Raw genomic sequence first — 16,466 nt, 5'->3', positions numbered from 1 at the left:
AGGTCGAGCGCCGCGGACCACGCGGGCGGTACGCCGGGGTGGGCGTCCACGGCGGCCCGCGCCCGCGGCACCCGCTCGCGCAGGACCACGGTCCCGGCGAGGTGGTCGCCCACGCGCTTGCCGCGCGCCGAGGCGGCGGAGGCGACGAGCGCCACGACGCCGGAGGTGAGCCAGAGCTCGCCGAAGCCCACGAGCGCGCGGACGATGCTCTGCCGGGGGCGGACGGGGGAGCCGTCGTCGCCCACCACGCGCAGCCCCAGGGCGAGCTTGCCGAGGCTGCGCCCTCCGGTGACGGTCTCGAGGAGGACGGGCTCGCCGACGAAGACGGCGACCACGGCGAGCACGACCAGCCCCGCGAGGACGGCGTCGTCCACGACGTCGCCGACGAGCGCGACGAGGGTGACGAGCCCGAGGAGCAGCGCCACCTGGAGCGCGACGTCGAGCGCGGCGGCGATGCCGCGGGTGAGGAAGGTCGCGGGCCGCAGGTCGAGCGGGACCGCCTCGCCGGTGACGACCGGGCCCGGCAGCGCGCTCATGGGCGCAGTCTGCCCCAGCCGGTCCGGCGCGGCTATCGTGCGCGCGTGGACCTCGAGGCGTACGCCGCCGCCCACCGCGGGGAGTGGGAGCGCCTCGACGCGCTGGCGCGGCGCCGGCACCTCGCGGGCGCCGAGGTCGACGAGCTGGTGGAGCTCTACCAGCGGGCCGGCGCGCACCTCGCCGCGGTGCAGGCGGCCGCACCCGACCCCGCGCTCGTCGGCCGGCTCTCCTCGCTCGTGGCTCGCGGCCGGGCCGCCGTCGCGGGGGGTCCGGCGCCGAGCTGGCGGGCGCTCGGCCGCTTCTTCGCCGTGGTGCTGCCGGCGGCGCTGTGGCGCGCCCGGTGGTGGGTCGGCGGTGCGTCCCTCGGCTCGCTGGTCGTCATCGTCGCCGCCGCGGTGTGGGTCGCGCGCGACGCGCAGGTGGCGGCCACGGTCGTGCCGGCGGGGCAGCTGCCGGACTTCCGCCGCGAGTTCGTCGACTACTACTCGCAGAGCGCGCACGGGTCGTTCGCCTTCAAGGTGTGGACCAACAACGCGTGGGTCGCGGCGCAGTGCCTGCTCGCCGGGATCTCGCTGGTGTTCCCGGTCTGGGTGCTGCTGCAGAACGCCGCCGACGTCGGGGTCTCCGCTGGGCTGCTCGCCCGCGACGGCCAGCTCGGCACGTTCCTCGTCTTCATCTCGCCGCACGGGCTGCTCGAGCTCACCTCGGTCTTCACCGCCGCGGGCACCGGGCTGCGGCTCGGCTGGACGCTCGTCGACCCGGGGCCGCGCACGCGCTCGGCCGCGCTCGCCGTCGAGGGCCGGGCGATGGGCGCGGTGGCGCTCGGCCTGGTGCCGGTCTTCGCGGTCGCCGGCACGATCGAGGGCTTCGTCACGCCCTCCGGGCTCCCGGCCGCGGTGAAGGTCGGCGTGGGCGTCGTCGCGTGGGCGGCGTTCCTGGCCTACGCCGGGGTGCTGGGCTCCCGCGCCGCCCGGGCCGGGACCACGGGCGACCTCGAGCAGGCGCCCGCCGTCCTGCCGACCGCGGGCTAGAGCCGGCCGGCCGCCTTCAGCGCGAGGTACGCGTCGGCGAGCGCCGGCGCGAGCCGGTCCGGAGGCGCGTCGACGGCGGTGACGCCCTGCCGCTCGAGCAGGGCGGCGAGGCGGCGGCGCTCGGCGAGGGAGCGCTCGGCGGCCGCCGCGGCGTACACCGCGGCGGCGTCGCCCCGCCCGCGGGCCAGCTGCTCGACGCGCGGGTCGGCGACGGCGGCGACGAGCACCGCGTGCCGGCGCAGCAGCGGGGGCAGCGCGGGCAGCAGCCCCTCCTCGAGGCGCACCCGGTCGAGCCCGGTGAGCAGCACGACCAGCGCGCGCTGCGGCGCGCTCGTCAGCACGTCGCGCACGGCGCCGGCGAGGTCGGCGTCGACGAGCTCGGGCTCGAGCGGCGCCATCGCCTGGACCAGCGCGGGCAGGAGCGCGGGGCCGGTGCTGCCGGTGACCCGCGCCCGCGGACCCGACGCGTGCGCGAGCAGCGAGACGCGGTCGCCCGCCGCGGCGGCGAGGGCCGCGAGCAGCAGCGCGGCGTCGAGCGCGGCGTCGAGGCGCGGGGCGTCGCCGACGCGCCCGGCCGAGGCGCGACCCGTGTCGAGGACGAGCACGACGTGCCGCCCGCGCTCAGGGCGCCAGGTGCGCACGACGACGGTGCCAGCGCGCGCCGTCCCGCGCCAGTCGATGGAGCGGACGTCGTCACCGGGCACGTACGCGCGGTGGGCGTCGGCCTCCGTCCCCTGCCCGCGCACGAGCACGGCGTCACGGCCCTCGATCTCGCGCAGCTGCGCCAGCTTGCCGGGCAGGTGGCGCCGGGACGCGAACGGCGGCAGGGCGCGCAGGACGCCGGGGACCTCCAGCGAGCGCTGCCGCGCCGCCAGGCCGAGGGGCCCCCGGGTGCGTACGGTGACGCGGTCCGCCCTCCGGTCGCCGCGGCGCGTGGGCAGCAGGTCCGTCGTGCAGCGCTGCGCACCGCCGGCCGGCACGTCGAGCCGGTGCGTACGCGGCGAGGCGCCCGCCGACGGGGGCCACGCGTCGCGGAGCAGCCCGGTGACGCGGCGTCCGGCGGGAGCGCGGACGGTGAGGGTGGTCGCAGCGGCGGAGCCGAGGCGGACGGCCGCGTCACCGGTGCGCGACAGCTCGAGCCGGCGGGGAGACGGGGCGAGCAGGGCGTCGAGGCCCACCAGCACGACGAGGGCGAGGTTCCAGCCGAGCACGCCCGCCCAGGAGGGCGTGAGGAGCGCGACCGCGAGCACGCTCGCGAGGGCGAGCAGCGCCGCGCGGCCGGTGAGGGCCACGGCTAGCGGGGCACCGGCACGGCGGCGAGCACGGCCTCGAGCACGGCGTCCGCGGTGACCCCCTCGAGCTCCGCCTCCGGCCGCAGGACGACCCGGTGGCGCAGGGCGGGGCGGGCCAGCGCCTTGACGTCGTCGGGGAGGAGGTAGTCGCGCCCGGACAGCCAGGCCCAGGCCCGGGCGGCCGCGAGCAGCGCCGTGGCGCCGCGCGGCGACGCGCCGAGGCGCAGGGAGGGTGAGCTGCGGGTGGCCCGGCAGACGTCGACGACGTAGGCCAGCACCTCCGGCGCGACGCTGACGCGCCGGGCCTGCTCGCGGGCACGCGCGAGCACGGCGGCGTCGGCGACGGGGCGTACGCCGGCGGCGGCGAGGTCGCGCGGGTCGAAGCCCTCGGCGTGCCGGAGGAGGACGCCGACCTCCTCCTCACGGGTGGGTAGCGGCAGCACGAGCTTGAGCAGGAAGCGGTCGAGCTGCGCCTCGGGCAGCGGGTAGGTGCCGTCGTGGTCGACGGGGTTCTGCGTCGCCGCCACGAGGAACGGGTCGGGGAGAGCGCGCGGGGTGCCGTCGACGCTGACCTGGCGCTCCTCCATGGCCTCGAGCAGCGCCGCCTGCGTCTTGGCGGGCGTGCGGTTGATCTCGTCGGCCAGCAGCAGGTCGGTGAAGACGGGGCCCGGGCGGAAGGAGAACTCCGCGGTCCGCGCGTCGTAGACGAGCGAGCCCGTGATGTCGCCGGGCATGAGGTCGGGCGTGAACTGCACCCGCGTCGCCCGCAGCGAGAGCGAGGCAGCCAGCGCGCGCACGAGCAGGGTCTTGGCGACGCCGGGCACGCCCTCGAGCAGCACGTGCCCGCGGCAGACCAGGGCGATGACCAGCCCGGTCACCGCGGCGTCCTGCCCGACGACGGCCTTGGCGACCTCGGCGCGCACGGCGAGCAGGGCCTCGCGGGGGTCGGCGTACGGCTGCTCGCTCACGTGCGGCGCACCTCCTCCTCCAGCGCGTCGAGCGCGGCGGCCGAGCGGGTCAGGGCCGGGTCGTCGGCCGGAGCCGCACCGTACAGCAGCGGTCCGACGCTGCCGGGCGGCCTGCCGCTGGCGCGCGCGACGGCGGTGACGAGCTGCTCCGGCGGCGTGCCCGCGGGCAGGCCCAGAGCCCGACGCAGCCGCTCGGCCGCCGCTCCGCGCAGGGCGTCGACGGCCCGGTCGCGGGCACGCGCCCGCAGGTAGAGCCGCCCCCGCCCCTCGACCGCCTCGGCGGCCGGCACCACCACCGGCAGCGGCTCGGGGACGACGCGGCCGAGGCGCCGCGCCCGCCACAGCGCGGCGACGAGGGCCGCGACCAGCAGCTGGGCCACGCCGTAGCGGAGGCCGGCGGGCAGCAGGGAGACCAGCGTGCGGCGGGACTCGGCGGGCACGTCGTCGGGTGAGGGGAGGTACCACGCGAGCCCCGGGTGTGCCCCGAGCAGCCCGAGCGCGAGGGCGGCGCTCCCTTCCTCGCCGAGCGTGCCGTTCTGCAGGGGGCGGGGCGAGCCGAGCACCGTGACCCGGCGGCTCCCGACCTGGTCGTCGACGAGCAGTGCGCCGCCGCCCGCCGGGTAGCAGGTCAGCGCCCCGGGCCCCGACGAGTACGCCGTGCCCGGGAGCCGCACGCGGCCCGCTCGCTGGGCGGCCGGCAGCCCGCAGCCGGGGTCGCGCCGCCCGCGCCCGGCCGTACCGACCGGGCGCAGCTCGGGAGCGAGCACGCGGAGCTGCGGCTCGTCCGGTGCGACGAGGACGAGGTCCGCGCCGCTGCCCGCGAGGGCGCGGACCTGGGCGTCGACCAGAGCCGCGGGCTCCGTGACGAGCAGCGTCATCCCGGCAGGCGCCCGGCCGGCCTCGGCGGCGGTGCGCACGAGCGTGACCGCCACGCCCTGGCGGCCGAGCAGCCGAGCGAGCGCAAGGCTCCCCGAGGAGTCGGCGGCGCGGGGGTCGAGGTAGCCGGCCCGGGCGCCCGAGGCCGTGAGCGCCACCGCGGCGCCGGTGAGCACGACGAGCAGGACCACGGCCGCGGCCGCCGCCCGCCGGCGTACGGGCCGGCGGGCGCTCACGCGCGCACCCCCGCCCGCACCGCGCGCAGCGCGGCGACCCCGAGCGCGTCGTCGTTGCCGGTCGCCGGGCGCCCGGCGTACCAGACCTGCTCGAAGGATGCGGCCGCCGCGCCGAGCGCCTCCCGCGCCGCGGGCACGGCCAGGGCCGCCTCCGCCGCGGCCTCACCGACCGTCCGGCCGGCGCGCGGCTCCAGCCTCCCGTCCTCCTCGAGGCCGCGGACGAGGGCCCGCCAGCGCTCGCGCAGGGCGAGGTCGTGGCGCCCGGCGCGGGCGTGCTCGTCGGCGAGCGCGGCGTGGCCGGCGGCGTCGAGCGCGCCGCCGGCGAACAGCGGGGGAGCCGCCGCCGACCGCACGAGCGCGCCGGTCCGCAGCCGCACGGCGACGACGGCGCCGACGACGAGCAGCACGAGGGCGGCGAGCCCCAGCCAGCCCACCCCGCCCCCGCCGCCCCCGACCGAGGAGAGCAGGTCCCCGGCCCGGTCGAGCACCCAGCGCAGCGCCCGGGAGACGACGCCGGGGCGGTCGCGGGCGTACTCCGGGCGGGCGAGCTCGCGCCGCGCGAGCTCGCGGGCGGCAGCGCGGCCGAGCTCGACGGGGACGGCCACCGCTCAGGCCGCGGCGCGCGCCAGCTCGAGGTCGAGTCCCTCGCGGCGCATGCGCAGGTCGACGTAGAGCAGGCCGACCGAGCAGGCGACGATCGGCGCCGTGAGCGTGCCGGACACGACGGAACCGACCGCGACGAGCAGCTGCGGCCCCACGTCGTAGAGCGAGCCGTCGGACGCGCGCGACACCACGAAGGCGGCCACGCTGAAGACGCCGCCGAGGATGCCGCCGGCGACGCTCGCCCCGATCTGCACCAGCAGCTGGATGCCGAGCACCCGCCAGAACGACCCGCGCACCAGGCGCACCGAGCGGCGCAGCGCCCCGCGCACGCCCTGCTTCTCCAGCACGAGCGCGGGAGCCGCGACGCCCGTGGCGGTCCAGAGCCAGGCCAGCAGCACGACCAGCCCGGCCAGCAGCGGGACCGCCAGCAGGGCCCCGGCCACGGGCGCGACGGCGACCGCTGCGACGGCGATGACCACCACCACGACGGCGACCGCGAGCACCGAGACGAGGGCGAGCAGCAGCGTCATGCCGAGCAGCGGGAGGAGCCGGGGCCGGACCTCCCGCCACACCTCGCCAGCGGGAGCGGGGCGGCCGAGCACCGCGCGGCCGAGCACACCGACGAGCATCCCCGTGAGGACGACGTGCACGAGCACGCCGACGAGCGCGGAGATCCCCGTCGCGGCCGTGAGGTGGCCGAGGGCGCTCGTCGCCTGGTCGTCGGTCAGGGGGACGGTCGAGTCGCGGAACAGCGGGGCCGCGCCGGCGCCGACGGTCGTGTTGGCGACGAGCCCGACCAGCGCGCCCACGCTCACGGCCACGGCGGAGAGCCCGAGCACGACCCGGGGGTGGGCGCGCGCGGTCTGCACGGCGCCGTCGAGGATCTCGCCGACCGCAAGCGGGCGGAGGGGGACGACGCCCGGCCGCACCGCGGCGTAAGCAGGGGTGGCGGGCGCGCCGTACGGCGAGGGTCCCCAGCCCGGAGCGGGGGGCGGCAGCGGCGCGCCAGCCGGCGGCGCCGGCGGCGGGACGGGCTGGACAGGGGGGACCGGTGGGTGCCACCCGCCCCCGGGCGGCCCCTGCGGTTCCTGCGACATGCCCTGCCTCGCCTCGCCCTCGTCGTCCGTCGTGCCGAGCCCCGCCGATCCTGCCACCCCCGGTTGCGGCGGGGGTGCACGATGGAGGGGGCCCGTACGGGCCGGCGGGCGAGGGAGAGGACGGGGACGCAGGTGAAGGGACGAGTGCTCGTGGTCGACGACGACCCGGCGCTGGCGGAGATGCTCGGGATCGTGCTGCGCAGCGAGGGGCTCGACCCCGTGTTCTGCGCGGACGGGGACTCCGCGCTGGAGGTGTTCCGCGAGTCGCGCCCCGACATCGTGCTGCTCGACCTCATGCTCCCCGGCCGCGACGGCATCGAGGTGTGCCGGCAGATCCGGGCGGAGTCCGGCCTGCCCATCGTCATGCTCACGGCCAAGGGCGACACCGTCGACGTCGTCGTCGGGCTCGAGGCGGGCGCCGACGACTACGTCGTCAAGCCGTTCAAGCCCAAGGAGCTCGTCGCGCGGCTGCGTGCCCGGCTGCGCCGCGGCGACGAGCCGGCCTCGGAGTCGCTGCAGATCGGCGACCTCTCCATCGACCTCGCCGGCCACAGCGTGCGGCGCGACGGCCAGCTCATCGGGCTGACCCCGCTGGAGTTCGACCTGCTGGCCGCCCTCGCGCGCAAGCCCTGGCAGGTCTTCAGCCGCGAGGTGCTGCTCGAGCAGGTGTGGGGCTACCGCCACGCCGCCGACACCCGGCTGGTCAACGTCCACGTGCAGCGCCTGCGCGCCAAGATCGAGCGCGACCCGGAGCACCCGGAGGTCGTCGTCACCGTCCGCGGCGTCGGCTACAAGGCGGGACCGGCCTAGCCCGTGCGCCTGCCCTCCGCGCTGCGCTCGGGGCGCCGGCCGGCCTCGCCGCGCCCCGCCCTCCGCGCGCCCCGGCCCGCGACGCTGCCCCGGGCCCCGCTGCCGCGCCACCCCGCTCGCCGGGTGGTCGCCGCGTGGCGCCGCTCGCTGCGCCTGCGGGTCGTCTCGACGACGGTCGCGCTCTCGCTGCTGTTCGTCTCGCTGCTGGGGACGTTCCTGTTCGTCCAGGTGCGCGACGCGATCCTGCGCGCCCGCGTCACGAGCGCGGTCGCCGAGACGCTGTCCGGCGCGGCGGGGTCGAAGGTGTCGGCGCCGGCTCCCGACGGCACGAGCGCCGCGAAGGTCAACGCCGACGCCGGGAAGCTGGTGCGCTCGCTCGCGAGCACCGGCGGGGAGCCCGGCCGGCGCGAGGTTCTCCTGCTCGTCACCCGGCGCTTCGCCGGCGGCACCGAGGTGCTGAAGGATTGGCAGTCCGGGGTCAACGAGCAGCAGGTGGTGCCGGCGGAGCTGCGCGACGCGGTGTCCGAGGGCCGGTCCGGCTACGCGTACGCCGTGGGACGCGACCCGAAGCGCCAGCGCAGCGTGCCGGCGCTCGTCGTCGGGACCGGGGTCCAGGTCGACGGGCTGCAGTACGAGCTCTACTACGTCTTCTTCCTCACCTCCGAGCGCGACACCCTCGACCTGGTCCGCAACACCTTCCTCCTCGCCGGGATCGCCCTCGTCGTGCTCGTCGGGCTCATCGCGTACGTCGTGGCGCGCACCGTCGTCACGCCCGTCCGCCTCGCCGCGCGCATCGCCGAGCGGCTCGCCGCGGGCAAGCTCGAGGAGCGGATGCACGTACGTGGTGAGGACGACCTCGCCCGGCTGGGGGCGTCGTTCAACCGCATGGCGACCAACCTGCAGAGCCAGATCCGCGCGCTGGAGGACCTCTCGCGGGTGCAGCGGCGGTTCGTCTCCGACGTCTCCCACGAGCTGCGCACCCCGCTCACGACGGTGCGCATGGCCGCGGACGTGCTCCACGGCTTCTCCGACACCTTCCCGCCGCACGTCGCGCGCTCCAGCGAGCTGCTCCAGACCCAGCTCGACCGGTTCGAGGCGCTGCTCGCCGACCTGCTCGAGATCAGCCGCTTCGACGCCGGCGCCGCGCAGCTCGAGCTGGAGCCCGTCGACCTCGAGGCCCTGGTGCGCCGCGCGCTCGAGGCGGCCGAGCCGCTCGCCGAGCGGCGCGGCAGCGAGCTGGTGCTGCAGCCGCCCATGCAGCCCTGCCTCGCCGAGTGCGATCCGCGGCGGATCGAGCGGGTCGTGCGCAACCTCGTCGTCAACGCCGTCGAGCACGGCGAGGGCCGGCCCATCACCGTGGCGATCGCGGGCAACGACGAGGCTGTCGCGATCGGCGTGCGCGACCGGGGCATCGGCTTCACGCCCGAGGACGCGCTGCGGGTGTTCGACCGGTTCTGGCGCGCGGACCCCTCCCGCGCCCGCCACACCGGGGGCACCGGGCTCGGGCTCTCGATCGCGCTGGAGGACGCGCACCTCCACGGCGGGTGGCTTCAGGCGTACGGCGAGCCCGGGCACGGCGCGCACTTCCGGCTGACCCTGCCCCGGCACGCCGGCGCGGAGCTCCACGGCTCGCCGATCCCGCTGGGCCCGGCCCGGCGCAACGCCATCACCGACATCGGCGTGGCCTACCAGCAGACCGAGCGCGCAGGAGGGCTGCTGTGAGCCGCGCCCGTCGCGGGACTCCCGTCCTGCTCGCCCTCTGCCTGCTGCTGGCCGCCTGCGCCGGCATCCCGTCCTCGGGCATGACCGAGGTGCCGGACCGCGCGGTCGCGCCGGCCGACGCGTACGTCCACGTGCGGGTGCCGGGCCCCGAGCCGGGGCTGGACCCGCGCACGGTCGTGGCGCGCTTCCTCGCTGCGTCCGCCGGGTTCGACGAGGACTTCGCGACCGCCCGCAGATTCCTCTCCGCCTCGGCCGCGACGAGCTGGCAGCCCTCCGCGGGCATTCTCGTCGTCGACGCGCTCACCCCGGAGAAGGGGGGCGACCCCACCTCCCCCCAGCAGGTCGAGCGCGGGACGGCGCTCGGGCGGCTCGACGGCGGGCGCTACGTCCCGCTGCCGGCGCCGGTGAAGGTGCGGCTGACCTTCTCCCTCGTCGACGCGGCGGTGCAGGGCGGGAGCGCGGAGTGGCGCGTCGGCGCCCTGTCCGGCGCGCCGGTCGAGGGTGCCGCGGACGCCCTGGGCGAGATCGACCTGTCCACCGGCCTGGTGCTCGACCGGGCCTCCGTCGCCTACGCGCTGGCGCCGCTCAACCTCTGGTGGCTGACTCCCGACCACCAGCGCCTCGTGCCGGAGCCGGTCTTCCTGCCGCAGGGCCGCGGCAGCCTCGCCACGGCGCTGGTCCAGCTGCTGCTCGCGGGCCCGCCGACCCGCCTGCAGGGCGCCGTCACCACCGCGGTCCCCCGCGGGACGGTCCTGCAGCAGCCGGTCACGCTCGACACGAGCACCGCGCAGGTCCAGCTCAGCGGGCTCGACGCGCTCTCGGCCGCGCAGCGCGAGCTGCTCGGGGCGCAGCTGTCCGCGACGCTGACGCAGAGCGACCTCGGCGCCGACCTCGAGCTCGGCATCGACAAGGTCGCGCTCGCGACCGGGGTGGGGGCGCCGGTCGACGTCACGGGCCTCGCCGCCGGCTACGACCCGGCGCCCAAGGCGGAGAAGACCGTCCTGGCCGTCCGCCTCGACAAGAAGCACCCGGGGGTGCGCGCGGGGCAGGTGGTCGTGGCCACGGTCGGAGGGTCCTCGGCGACTGCGTACTCGGGCCTGCGGGGTCGGGCGCTCTCCTTCCCCGTGCGCACCGGTGTCGGCCGCGCGGGCGTCGTGCGCAGCGCCGCGCTCGGCGGCACGGGCCGGCGCGAGCTCGTGCTCGACGACGGCACCGGGCTGGCGCCGCGGACTGTCTACACGGGTCGCGGGTCGCTCGCGGCGCCGTCCTTCGACGGCACCGGCTGGCTGTGGTCGGGGGACACCGCGACCGGCCAGCTGCTCGTCGTCGCCCCGGGCTCGACCGAGGTCGGGCAGGTCCCGCTCGACCTCGGCGCGCTCGCCCAGCGCTACGGCGTCCCGCGGCTCTCGCTCAAGCTCGTCCACGTCGCGCCGGACGGGGCGAGGGTCGCGGTCGTCCTCACGACCGGCAAGCAGCGCGACGTGGTGGTCGTGCTCCCCGTCGTGCGTCGAGAAGCCACTCCCGTGCCCCTGCTAGGGGAGGCGCTGCCGCTGGCGAGCACCGGCGACCAGGTGGTGCGCGACGTCGAGTGGGCGCAGCCGTCCTCGGTCGCGCTGCTCACGTCCAACCCCGGCTCCAAGGCGCAGCCGAGCTTCCGGGTGGTCCCGGTCGGCCGGGTGTCGTCCACCGTCGACGAGACCGCGGGGGCGGAGACCGTCGCCGTCTCCGCGAACCCGGACCAGCCGCCCGTGCTCGGGCTGCCGGGGACCGGCGGCCAGCTGCAGCTGCTCAAGGGCAAGACCTTCGGCGCCGGGCTCACCCAGCCCTCCTTCCAGGAGTAGGAGCCCGGGCGTCCGTCCCCAGGGTGCGACCGCGTCCGAGGGGCCCGTCGTCCCCAGGCCGCACCCGCGTGCTCGCACAGGGCGGAGGCCGCGCGGGAGCGTGGGCACGTGCTCGCCGATCTCGCCGACCTGCTCCTCCGGGCGCGCTGCGCGGGCTGCCGCGGCCCGGCCAGCGGGCCGCTGTGCGCGGACTGCCTCGCCCTGCTCGGCGCGCCGCCGCACCGCTCCCGCCCCACGCCGGAGCCGCCGGGTCTCCCGGTGGTGCACGCCGTCGCGGCGTACGCCGGCCCGCTGCCCGCCGCGCTCGCCGCGTTCAAGGAGCACGGGCGCCGGGCGCTGGCGCCCCCGCTCGGGGAGGCGCTGGCCGCGGCCGTCCGCGGGCTGCTCGCCGAGACGGGTGCACCGCTGGAGGAGGGGCTGCTGCTCGTGCCGGTCCCCTCCTCGCGCTCGGCCGTCCGGCGCCGCGGCCGCAGCGCGGGGGGCGAGCTCGCGGCGGCGGCCGCCGGGGCGCTGCGCCGGCAGGGCGTGCCGGCGCGCCGGGCGGTCCTGCTGCGCCCGACCCGGCAGGTCGCGGACTCCGCCGGGCTCGGCGCGGGGGAGCGAGCGCGCAACCTCGCCGGGGCGTACGCCGCCCGAGCGGGGGGCCCGCGGGGGGTGGTCGTGCTCGTCGACGACGTCATGACGACGGGCGCCTCGCTGGTCGAGGCGCGCCGCGCGCTGCTCGCCGCCGGGCGGGTGCCAGTCGGTGCGGCGGTGGTCGCGACGACCCGGCGCCGCCGTCCGCCGTCGGTGGGGAGGGCCGGTCGGCCGGCGGGCCCCCGCGCCGCGCCGGATGCGACTACCGTTCCTCCATGGCACCCGACCGGGTCCGTGGTTGCGCTCGTCCCCCCTCGGCTGCGCGAGCAGTCGCGGAGGGCGGGCTAGCCGATGCCAGCCGCAGGCGAAACGGCCCACGTAAGGCGACTCCTCGTCGACCGATCACGGTGCGGCTTAGAAGTAAGTCCTGCCCCGCCGGTGGTCCAGATGGCCGCCGTCCCGGGAGAAGGGCAGTAGTGGCGTGGAGCCGCGACCCCCTCAGCAGGCGGATGTGGGGTTCGAAGACCAGGTCGGCCGGTCGGGTGCCGCCCCCTCCCCGACGCTCCGGGGACACTCCGGGCGTGTCGCAGGGTGATCAGGGCGCATCGCCGGGTAGTCAGTACGGACAGCCCAGAAGGGACCCGAGGACCATCGCCCGTCCGTGACCCGGCCCCCGCCAGGTCGCCACTCCGCTGGAGGTCGCATCCGTGGATGTCGTCGTCAAGGGTCGTCACACCGAGGTGACCGACCGGTTCCGCCGCCACGCCGTCGAGAAGCTCAGCCGGGTCGACCGCTTCGACGCCAAGGTCATGCGCATCGACGTGGAGGTCTCGGAGGAGCACAACCCGCGACTGGCGGGTGAGTGCGAGCGGGTCGAGATCACCGTGCGGTCCAAGGGGCCGGTCGTGCGTGCCGAGGCGTGCTCCGACGACCGCGGGACGGCGCTCGACCTCGCGATCGGCAAGCTCGAGGCGCGGCTGCGCAAGGCCGCTGACCGCCGCCGCGTGCACCACGGCGGGAAGACGCCGGTGTCGGTCGCCGCCGCGACGGCAGCGGCCGGGGCGACGCCCTCCGACCTCGTCGTCGAGGACGACGCCGAGGCCGCGGGCCCGGACCAGGGCGAGAGCCCGGTGGTCATCCGGGAGAAGGTCCACGAGGCGCAGCCGGTGACGCTGGACCAGGCGCTCTACGAGATGGAGCTCGTCGGCCACGACTTCTTCCTCTTCGTCGACGCCACCACCAAGCGCCCGAGCGTGGTCTACCGCCGCAAGGGGTGGAACTACGGCGTGATCGCCCTCGACCTCGAGGCGGCCCCCGGGCCCGCGCCCGACGAGGGCTAGCCGACCGCGCGGCGGGGGAGCGGGAGCGCGCTCTCCCGCTCCCCGCCTGGTCGCGTGACAAGATGGCGGCGTGCCGGCTGACCCGATCCGCGTGCTGATCGTCGACGACCACGCACTGTTCCGCCGTGGCCTGGAGGCGGTGCTCGGCCTGGAGCCGGACCTCGAGGTGGTCGGCGAGGCGGGTGACGGCGCCCAGGCCGTGGCGCAGACCGTCGAGCTGACGCCGGACATCGTGCTGATGGACGTCAAGATGCCCCAGCGCGGGGGCATCGAGGCCTGCCGCTCCATCCGCGAGCTGGTGCCGAGCGCCGAGATCATCATGCTGACCAGCTCGGACGAGGACGCCGACCTGTTCGAGGCCATCAAGGCGGGGGCCAAGGGCTACCTGCTGAAGGACGTCGCCATCGACGAGGTCCCGAGCAGCATCCGCGCCGTCCACGGTGGGCAGTCGCTGATCTCGCCCGCACTGGCCAGCAAGCTGCTCACGGAGTTCTCGACGCTGATCCGCCGCAGCGACGACCGTGAGCAGGTGCCGGCCCCGCGGCTCACCGAGCGCGAGCTGCAGGTGCTCAAGCTCGTCGCCCGCGGGCTCAACAACCGCGACATCGGCCAGCAGCTCTTCATCAGCGAGAACACCGTGAAGAACCACGTCCGCAACATCCTCGAGAAGCTCCAGCTCCACTCGCGCATGGAGGCGGTCGTCTACGCGGTGCGCGAGAAGCTGCTCGAGATCACCTGAGCCCCGGACGGTGCCCGCGCGCAGCCCGGAGCGGCTGACCCTCGCCCAGGCCCGGCGCGTGGCGCTCGCCGCGCAGGGCTTCGCTGTGGAGCGCCCGGCGGCGGTCGGCAACCGTGCCCTCACGGCCACGCTCGCCCGGCTCGGCGTCGTCCAGATCGACAGCGTCAACGTCCTGTCCCGCGCCCACTACCTGCCGTTCTTCAGCCGCCTCGGCGCGTACGACCGCGGCGGGCTGGACGCCCTGGCCGGGCGCGCTCCTCGTCGGTTGGTGGAGTACTGGGCCCACGAGGCGAGCTACGTACCGCCCGCGACGCTGCCGCTGCTCCACTGGCGGATGCAGCGCTGGGAGACCGACGCGTGGGGCTCCCTGCGCCGGGTGGCGGTGGAGCACCCCGACCTCGTCGCCGCCGTGCTCGAGGAGGTCGGTGCCCGCGGCCCGGTGACGGCGGTCGGGCTGGAGCGCGCGCTCGCCCACGACCTGCCGCGGGCGAAGGACCACTGGGGGTGGAACTGGTCGCTGGTCAAGCAGGCGCTGGAGCACCTGTTCTTCTCCGGTCGCGTCACCTCCGCCGGGCGCACCGCGCAGTTCGAGCGCCGCTACGCCCTCCCCGAGCGGGCGCTGCCGGCCGCCGCTCTCGCCGCGCCGCCGGAGGACCCCTTCCCCGAGCTCGTCGAGACCGCCGCCCGGGCCACCGGCGTCGCCACCGAGCGCGACCTGCGCGACTACTTCCGCCTGCCGGTGGCGGACGCGCGGCACGGGATCGAGGTGCTCGTCGAGCGGGGGGTCCTGCTGCCGGTGCAGGTGGGGGAGCTGCGCCGCCCGGCGTACCTCCACGCGGCCGCGCGGCTGCCCCGGAGGGTCGAGGCCCGCGCCCTGCTCGCGCCCTTCGACCCGCTCGTCTGGCAGCGCGACCGCGTCGAGGAGCTCTTCGGCTTCCGCTACCGCATCGAGATCTACGTGCCGGCGCCGCAGCGCGTCCACGGCTACTACGTGCTGCCCTTCCTGCTCGGTGACCGGCTCGTCGCCCGCGTCGACCTCAAGGCCGACCGGGCTGCGGGCGTGCTCGTCGTGCAGGGCGCGTACGCCGAGCCCGACGCCCCGCCCGCCACCGCGCGCGAGCTCGCCGAGGAGCTGGGCCTGCTCGCCGGCTGGCTCGGGCTGGATCAGGTGCGCGTCGTCCCCCGCGGCGACCTCGCGGCCGCGCTCGCCGGAGTGGTGGGAGCGTGACGGGCACCCCGGCGTACCGCGTGCTGGGTCCGCTCGCCCCCGACGTCGCCGGACCCCGCCCGCGCGCCCTGCTCGCCCGCCTCGCCCTCGAGCCCGGGCGGACGGTCCCGCGGGCCGCGCTCGTCGACGCGCTGTGGGGCGAGGAGCCGCCGGCCGACGCGTCGGGAGCCCTGCAGACGGTGGTCTCCCGGCTGCGCCGGGCGCTGCCCGAGGCGGCCGCCGTCTCCTCGCAGCCCGACGGCTACGCGCTCGCCGTCGCGCCGGACGAGGTCGACGCGGGGCTCGCCGAGCGGCTCGCCCGGCAGGGGCGCGCCCTGCTCGGGGAGGGCCGGGCGGCCGAGGCGGCCGCGGTCCTCGACCGCGCGTGCGGGTTGTGGCGCGGCGAGCCGCTCCAGGGCGTCACGGCGCCGTACGTGCCGGCCGCCGCCGCGCGCCTCGAGGCCGCCCGCGCCGACCTCGTCGAGCTCGCCGCCGCGGCCGCCCTCGGCGCCGGGCGGGCGGCGGACGCGGCGGAGCGCCTCGCGGGCCTGCTCGAGCGCGACCCGCTGCGGGAGAGCGCCGTCGTCCTGCGCATGCGCGCCCTCGTCGTCCTCGGCCGGCAGGCCGACGCACTCGCGCTCGCGGAGCGGACGCGGGCGCTGCTCGCCGACGAGCTCGGCGTCGACCCGGGCGCCGAGCTCCAGGAGGCCCTGCTCGCCGTGCTCCGCGGCGAGCGGGCCGCGCCCGAGCCCGCCGCGCCTCCCGCCGGGCCCGCCGCACCGGCGTACCTCACGAGCTTCCTCGGCCGCGACGGCGCGCTCGCGGCGCTCGCCCGAGCCGTCGCGGAGGCGCGGCTGGTGACGCTGCTCGGGCCCGGCGGCGTGGGCAAGACCCGCCTCGCCACGGAGGCGGGACCGGCGCTCGCCGCGGCGGCGGGGTCGGGCGACCCGCCCGTGCTCGCGCTGCTGGCGCCCGTGCGGCCGGACGAGGAGCTCGCCACCGCCGTCGTCGAGGCGCTCGGCCCGCGCCGCTCGATGCTGCCGGACGTCACCGCCGTCCCCGGCACGCCCGGCGACCGCCTGGTCGAGCTGCTCGCCGGTGCTCCCCGCGTGCTCGTGCTCGACAACTGCGAGCACGTCGTGGCCGCGGCCGCCCGGCTGGTCGCGCTGCTGCTGGCGCGCTGCCCGCAGCTGCGGGTCGTGACGACCAGCCGCGAGCCGCTGGGACTGCTGGGCGAGCGGGTCGTCGCCGTCCCGCCCCTCGACGACGCCGCGGCGGCCGAGCTGCTCCGCCAGCGCGCGGACGCCGTGCGCCCGGGCTCGGCCGACGACGACCGGCTCGTGGCCGAGGTGTGCCGGCGCCTCGACCGCCTGCCGCTGGCGATCGAGCTCGCGGCCGCGCGGCTGCGCGGGATGACGCTGCAGCACGTCGCCGACCGGCTCGACGACCGCTTCCGGCTGCTGCGCGGCGACGACCCCGCGCTGTCGACCCGCCACCGCGGGCTGCGCGCGGTCATCGACTGGAGCTGGGAGCTGCTCCCTCCAGCCGACCGGCGGGTGCTGCGCCGCCTCGCGGTCTTCGCGGGCGGTGC

Annotated in this window: 13 protein-coding genes and 2 pseudogenes; 9 read left to right on the top strand and 6 right to left on the bottom strand. The window is 77.7% G+C overall.

What is annotated here, in order from left to right:
- Positions 1-107: 107 nt before the first annotated feature.
- Positions 108-536: pseudogene (locus EV189_RS21125) on the bottom strand (RDD family protein); the annotation flags it as partial.
- Positions 537-581: 45 nt separating this feature from the next.
- On the opposite strand from EV189_RS21125, the gene EV189_RS09505 reads away from it, so the two are divergent.
- Complete coding sequence (locus EV189_RS09505) at positions 582-1,568, top strand: stage II sporulation protein M (protein WP_130492644.1); 987 nt, start codon at positions 582-584, stop codon at positions 1,566-1,568.
- Here the strand turns inward: EV189_RS09505 and EV189_RS09500 are convergent.
- From EV189_RS09500 to EV189_RS09480, 5 genes are read right to left on the bottom strand one after another with little or no spacing between them, the layout of a single operon-like run.
- A complete protein-coding gene (locus EV189_RS09500; RefSeq protein WP_130492643.1) occupies positions 1,565-2,860 on the bottom strand; it encodes a DUF58 domain-containing protein in 1,296 nt (431 codons plus the stop codon). The two genes, EV189_RS09505 and EV189_RS09500, sit on opposite strands and share 4 nt — an antisense overlap.
- A gap of 2 nt (positions 2,861-2,862) precedes the next feature.
- Positions 2,863-3,828, bottom strand: a complete 966-nt coding sequence (locus EV189_RS09495; protein ID WP_130492642.1) for an AAA family ATPase — start codon at positions 3,826-3,828, stop codon at positions 2,863-2,865.
- Entirely contained in the window at positions 3,825-4,940 is a 1,116-nt protein-coding gene (locus EV189_RS09490) for a DUF4350 domain-containing protein (RefSeq protein WP_130492641.1), read from the bottom strand. The genes EV189_RS09495 and EV189_RS09490 overlap by 4 nt, the downstream gene beginning before the upstream one ends.
- Positions 4,937-5,545, bottom strand: coding sequence for a DUF4129 domain-containing protein (locus EV189_RS09485; protein ID WP_130492640.1), 609 nt, complete (start codon positions 5,543-5,545; stop codon positions 4,937-4,939). The genes EV189_RS09490 and EV189_RS09485 overlap by 4 nt, the downstream gene beginning before the upstream one ends.
- A gap of 3 nt (positions 5,546-5,548) precedes the next feature.
- On the bottom strand, positions 5,549-6,472 hold the full coding sequence (locus tag EV189_RS09480; RefSeq protein WP_165400217.1) for a hypothetical protein: 924 nt from the start codon (positions 6,470-6,472) through the stop codon (positions 5,549-5,551).
- Between the two features lie 300 nt (positions 6,473-6,772).
- Here EV189_RS09480 and mtrA point away from each other — a divergent pair, with 300 nt between their 5' ends.
- From mtrA to EV189_RS21060, 8 genes and pseudogenes are all read left to right on the top strand, one after another.
- Positions 6,773-7,450, top strand: a complete 678-nt coding sequence (gene mtrA / locus EV189_RS09475; protein ID WP_130492638.1) for an MtrAB system response regulator MtrA — start codon at positions 6,773-6,775, stop codon at positions 7,448-7,450.
- A 3-nt stretch (positions 7,451-7,453) separates the two neighbouring features.
- Positions 7,454-9,172 carry an MtrAB system histidine kinase MtrB gene (gene mtrB, locus EV189_RS09470; RefSeq protein ID WP_130492637.1) on the top strand — a complete coding sequence of 573 codons (1,719 nt, stop codon included), beginning with the start codon at positions 7,454-7,456 and terminating at the stop codon, positions 9,170-9,172.
- A complete protein-coding gene (locus EV189_RS09465; RefSeq protein WP_130492636.1) occupies positions 9,169-11,013 on the top strand; it encodes a GerMN domain-containing protein in 1,845 nt (614 codons plus the stop codon). Before mtrB ends, EV189_RS09465 begins: the two co-directional genes overlap by 4 nt.
- A gap of 108 nt (positions 11,014-11,121) precedes the next feature.
- The gene (locus EV189_RS09460; protein ID WP_196788544.1) at positions 11,122-11,937 is read left to right on the top strand and encodes a ComF family protein; all 816 of its coding nucleotides are present in this window, start codon (positions 11,122-11,124) and stop codon (positions 11,935-11,937) included.
- A gap of 359 nt (positions 11,938-12,296) precedes the next feature.
- Positions 12,297-12,929 (top strand): ribosome hibernation-promoting factor, HPF/YfiA family, encoded by a 633-nt coding sequence (hpf, locus tag EV189_RS09455; protein WP_130492635.1) that lies wholly within the window; start codon positions 12,297-12,299, stop codon positions 12,927-12,929.
- Positions 12,930-12,999: 70 nt separating this feature from the next.
- On the top strand, positions 13,000-13,668 hold the full coding sequence (locus tag EV189_RS09450; RefSeq protein WP_130492634.1) for a response regulator: 669 nt from the start codon (positions 13,000-13,002) through the stop codon (positions 13,666-13,668).
- A 10-nt stretch (positions 13,669-13,678) separates the two neighbouring features.
- A complete protein-coding gene (locus EV189_RS09445; RefSeq protein ID WP_130492633.1) occupies positions 13,679-14,896 on the top strand; it encodes a winged helix-turn-helix domain-containing protein in 1,218 nt (405 codons plus the stop codon).
- Positions 14,893-16,080 (top strand): annotated as a pseudogene (locus EV189_RS21060) (AfsR/SARP family transcriptional regulator); the annotation flags it as partial. The gene EV189_RS09445 and the pseudogene EV189_RS21060, both read left to right, overlap by 4 nt.
- Positions 16,081-16,466: the final 386 nt, after the last annotated feature.

This window comes from Motilibacter rhizosphaerae (genome assembly GCF_004216915.1).
Taxonomy (GTDB): domain Bacteria; phylum Actinomycetota; class Actinomycetes; order Motilibacterales; family Motilibacteraceae; genus Motilibacter; species Motilibacter rhizosphaerae.
This window is presented reverse-complemented; position numbering and strand designations above follow the sequence as displayed.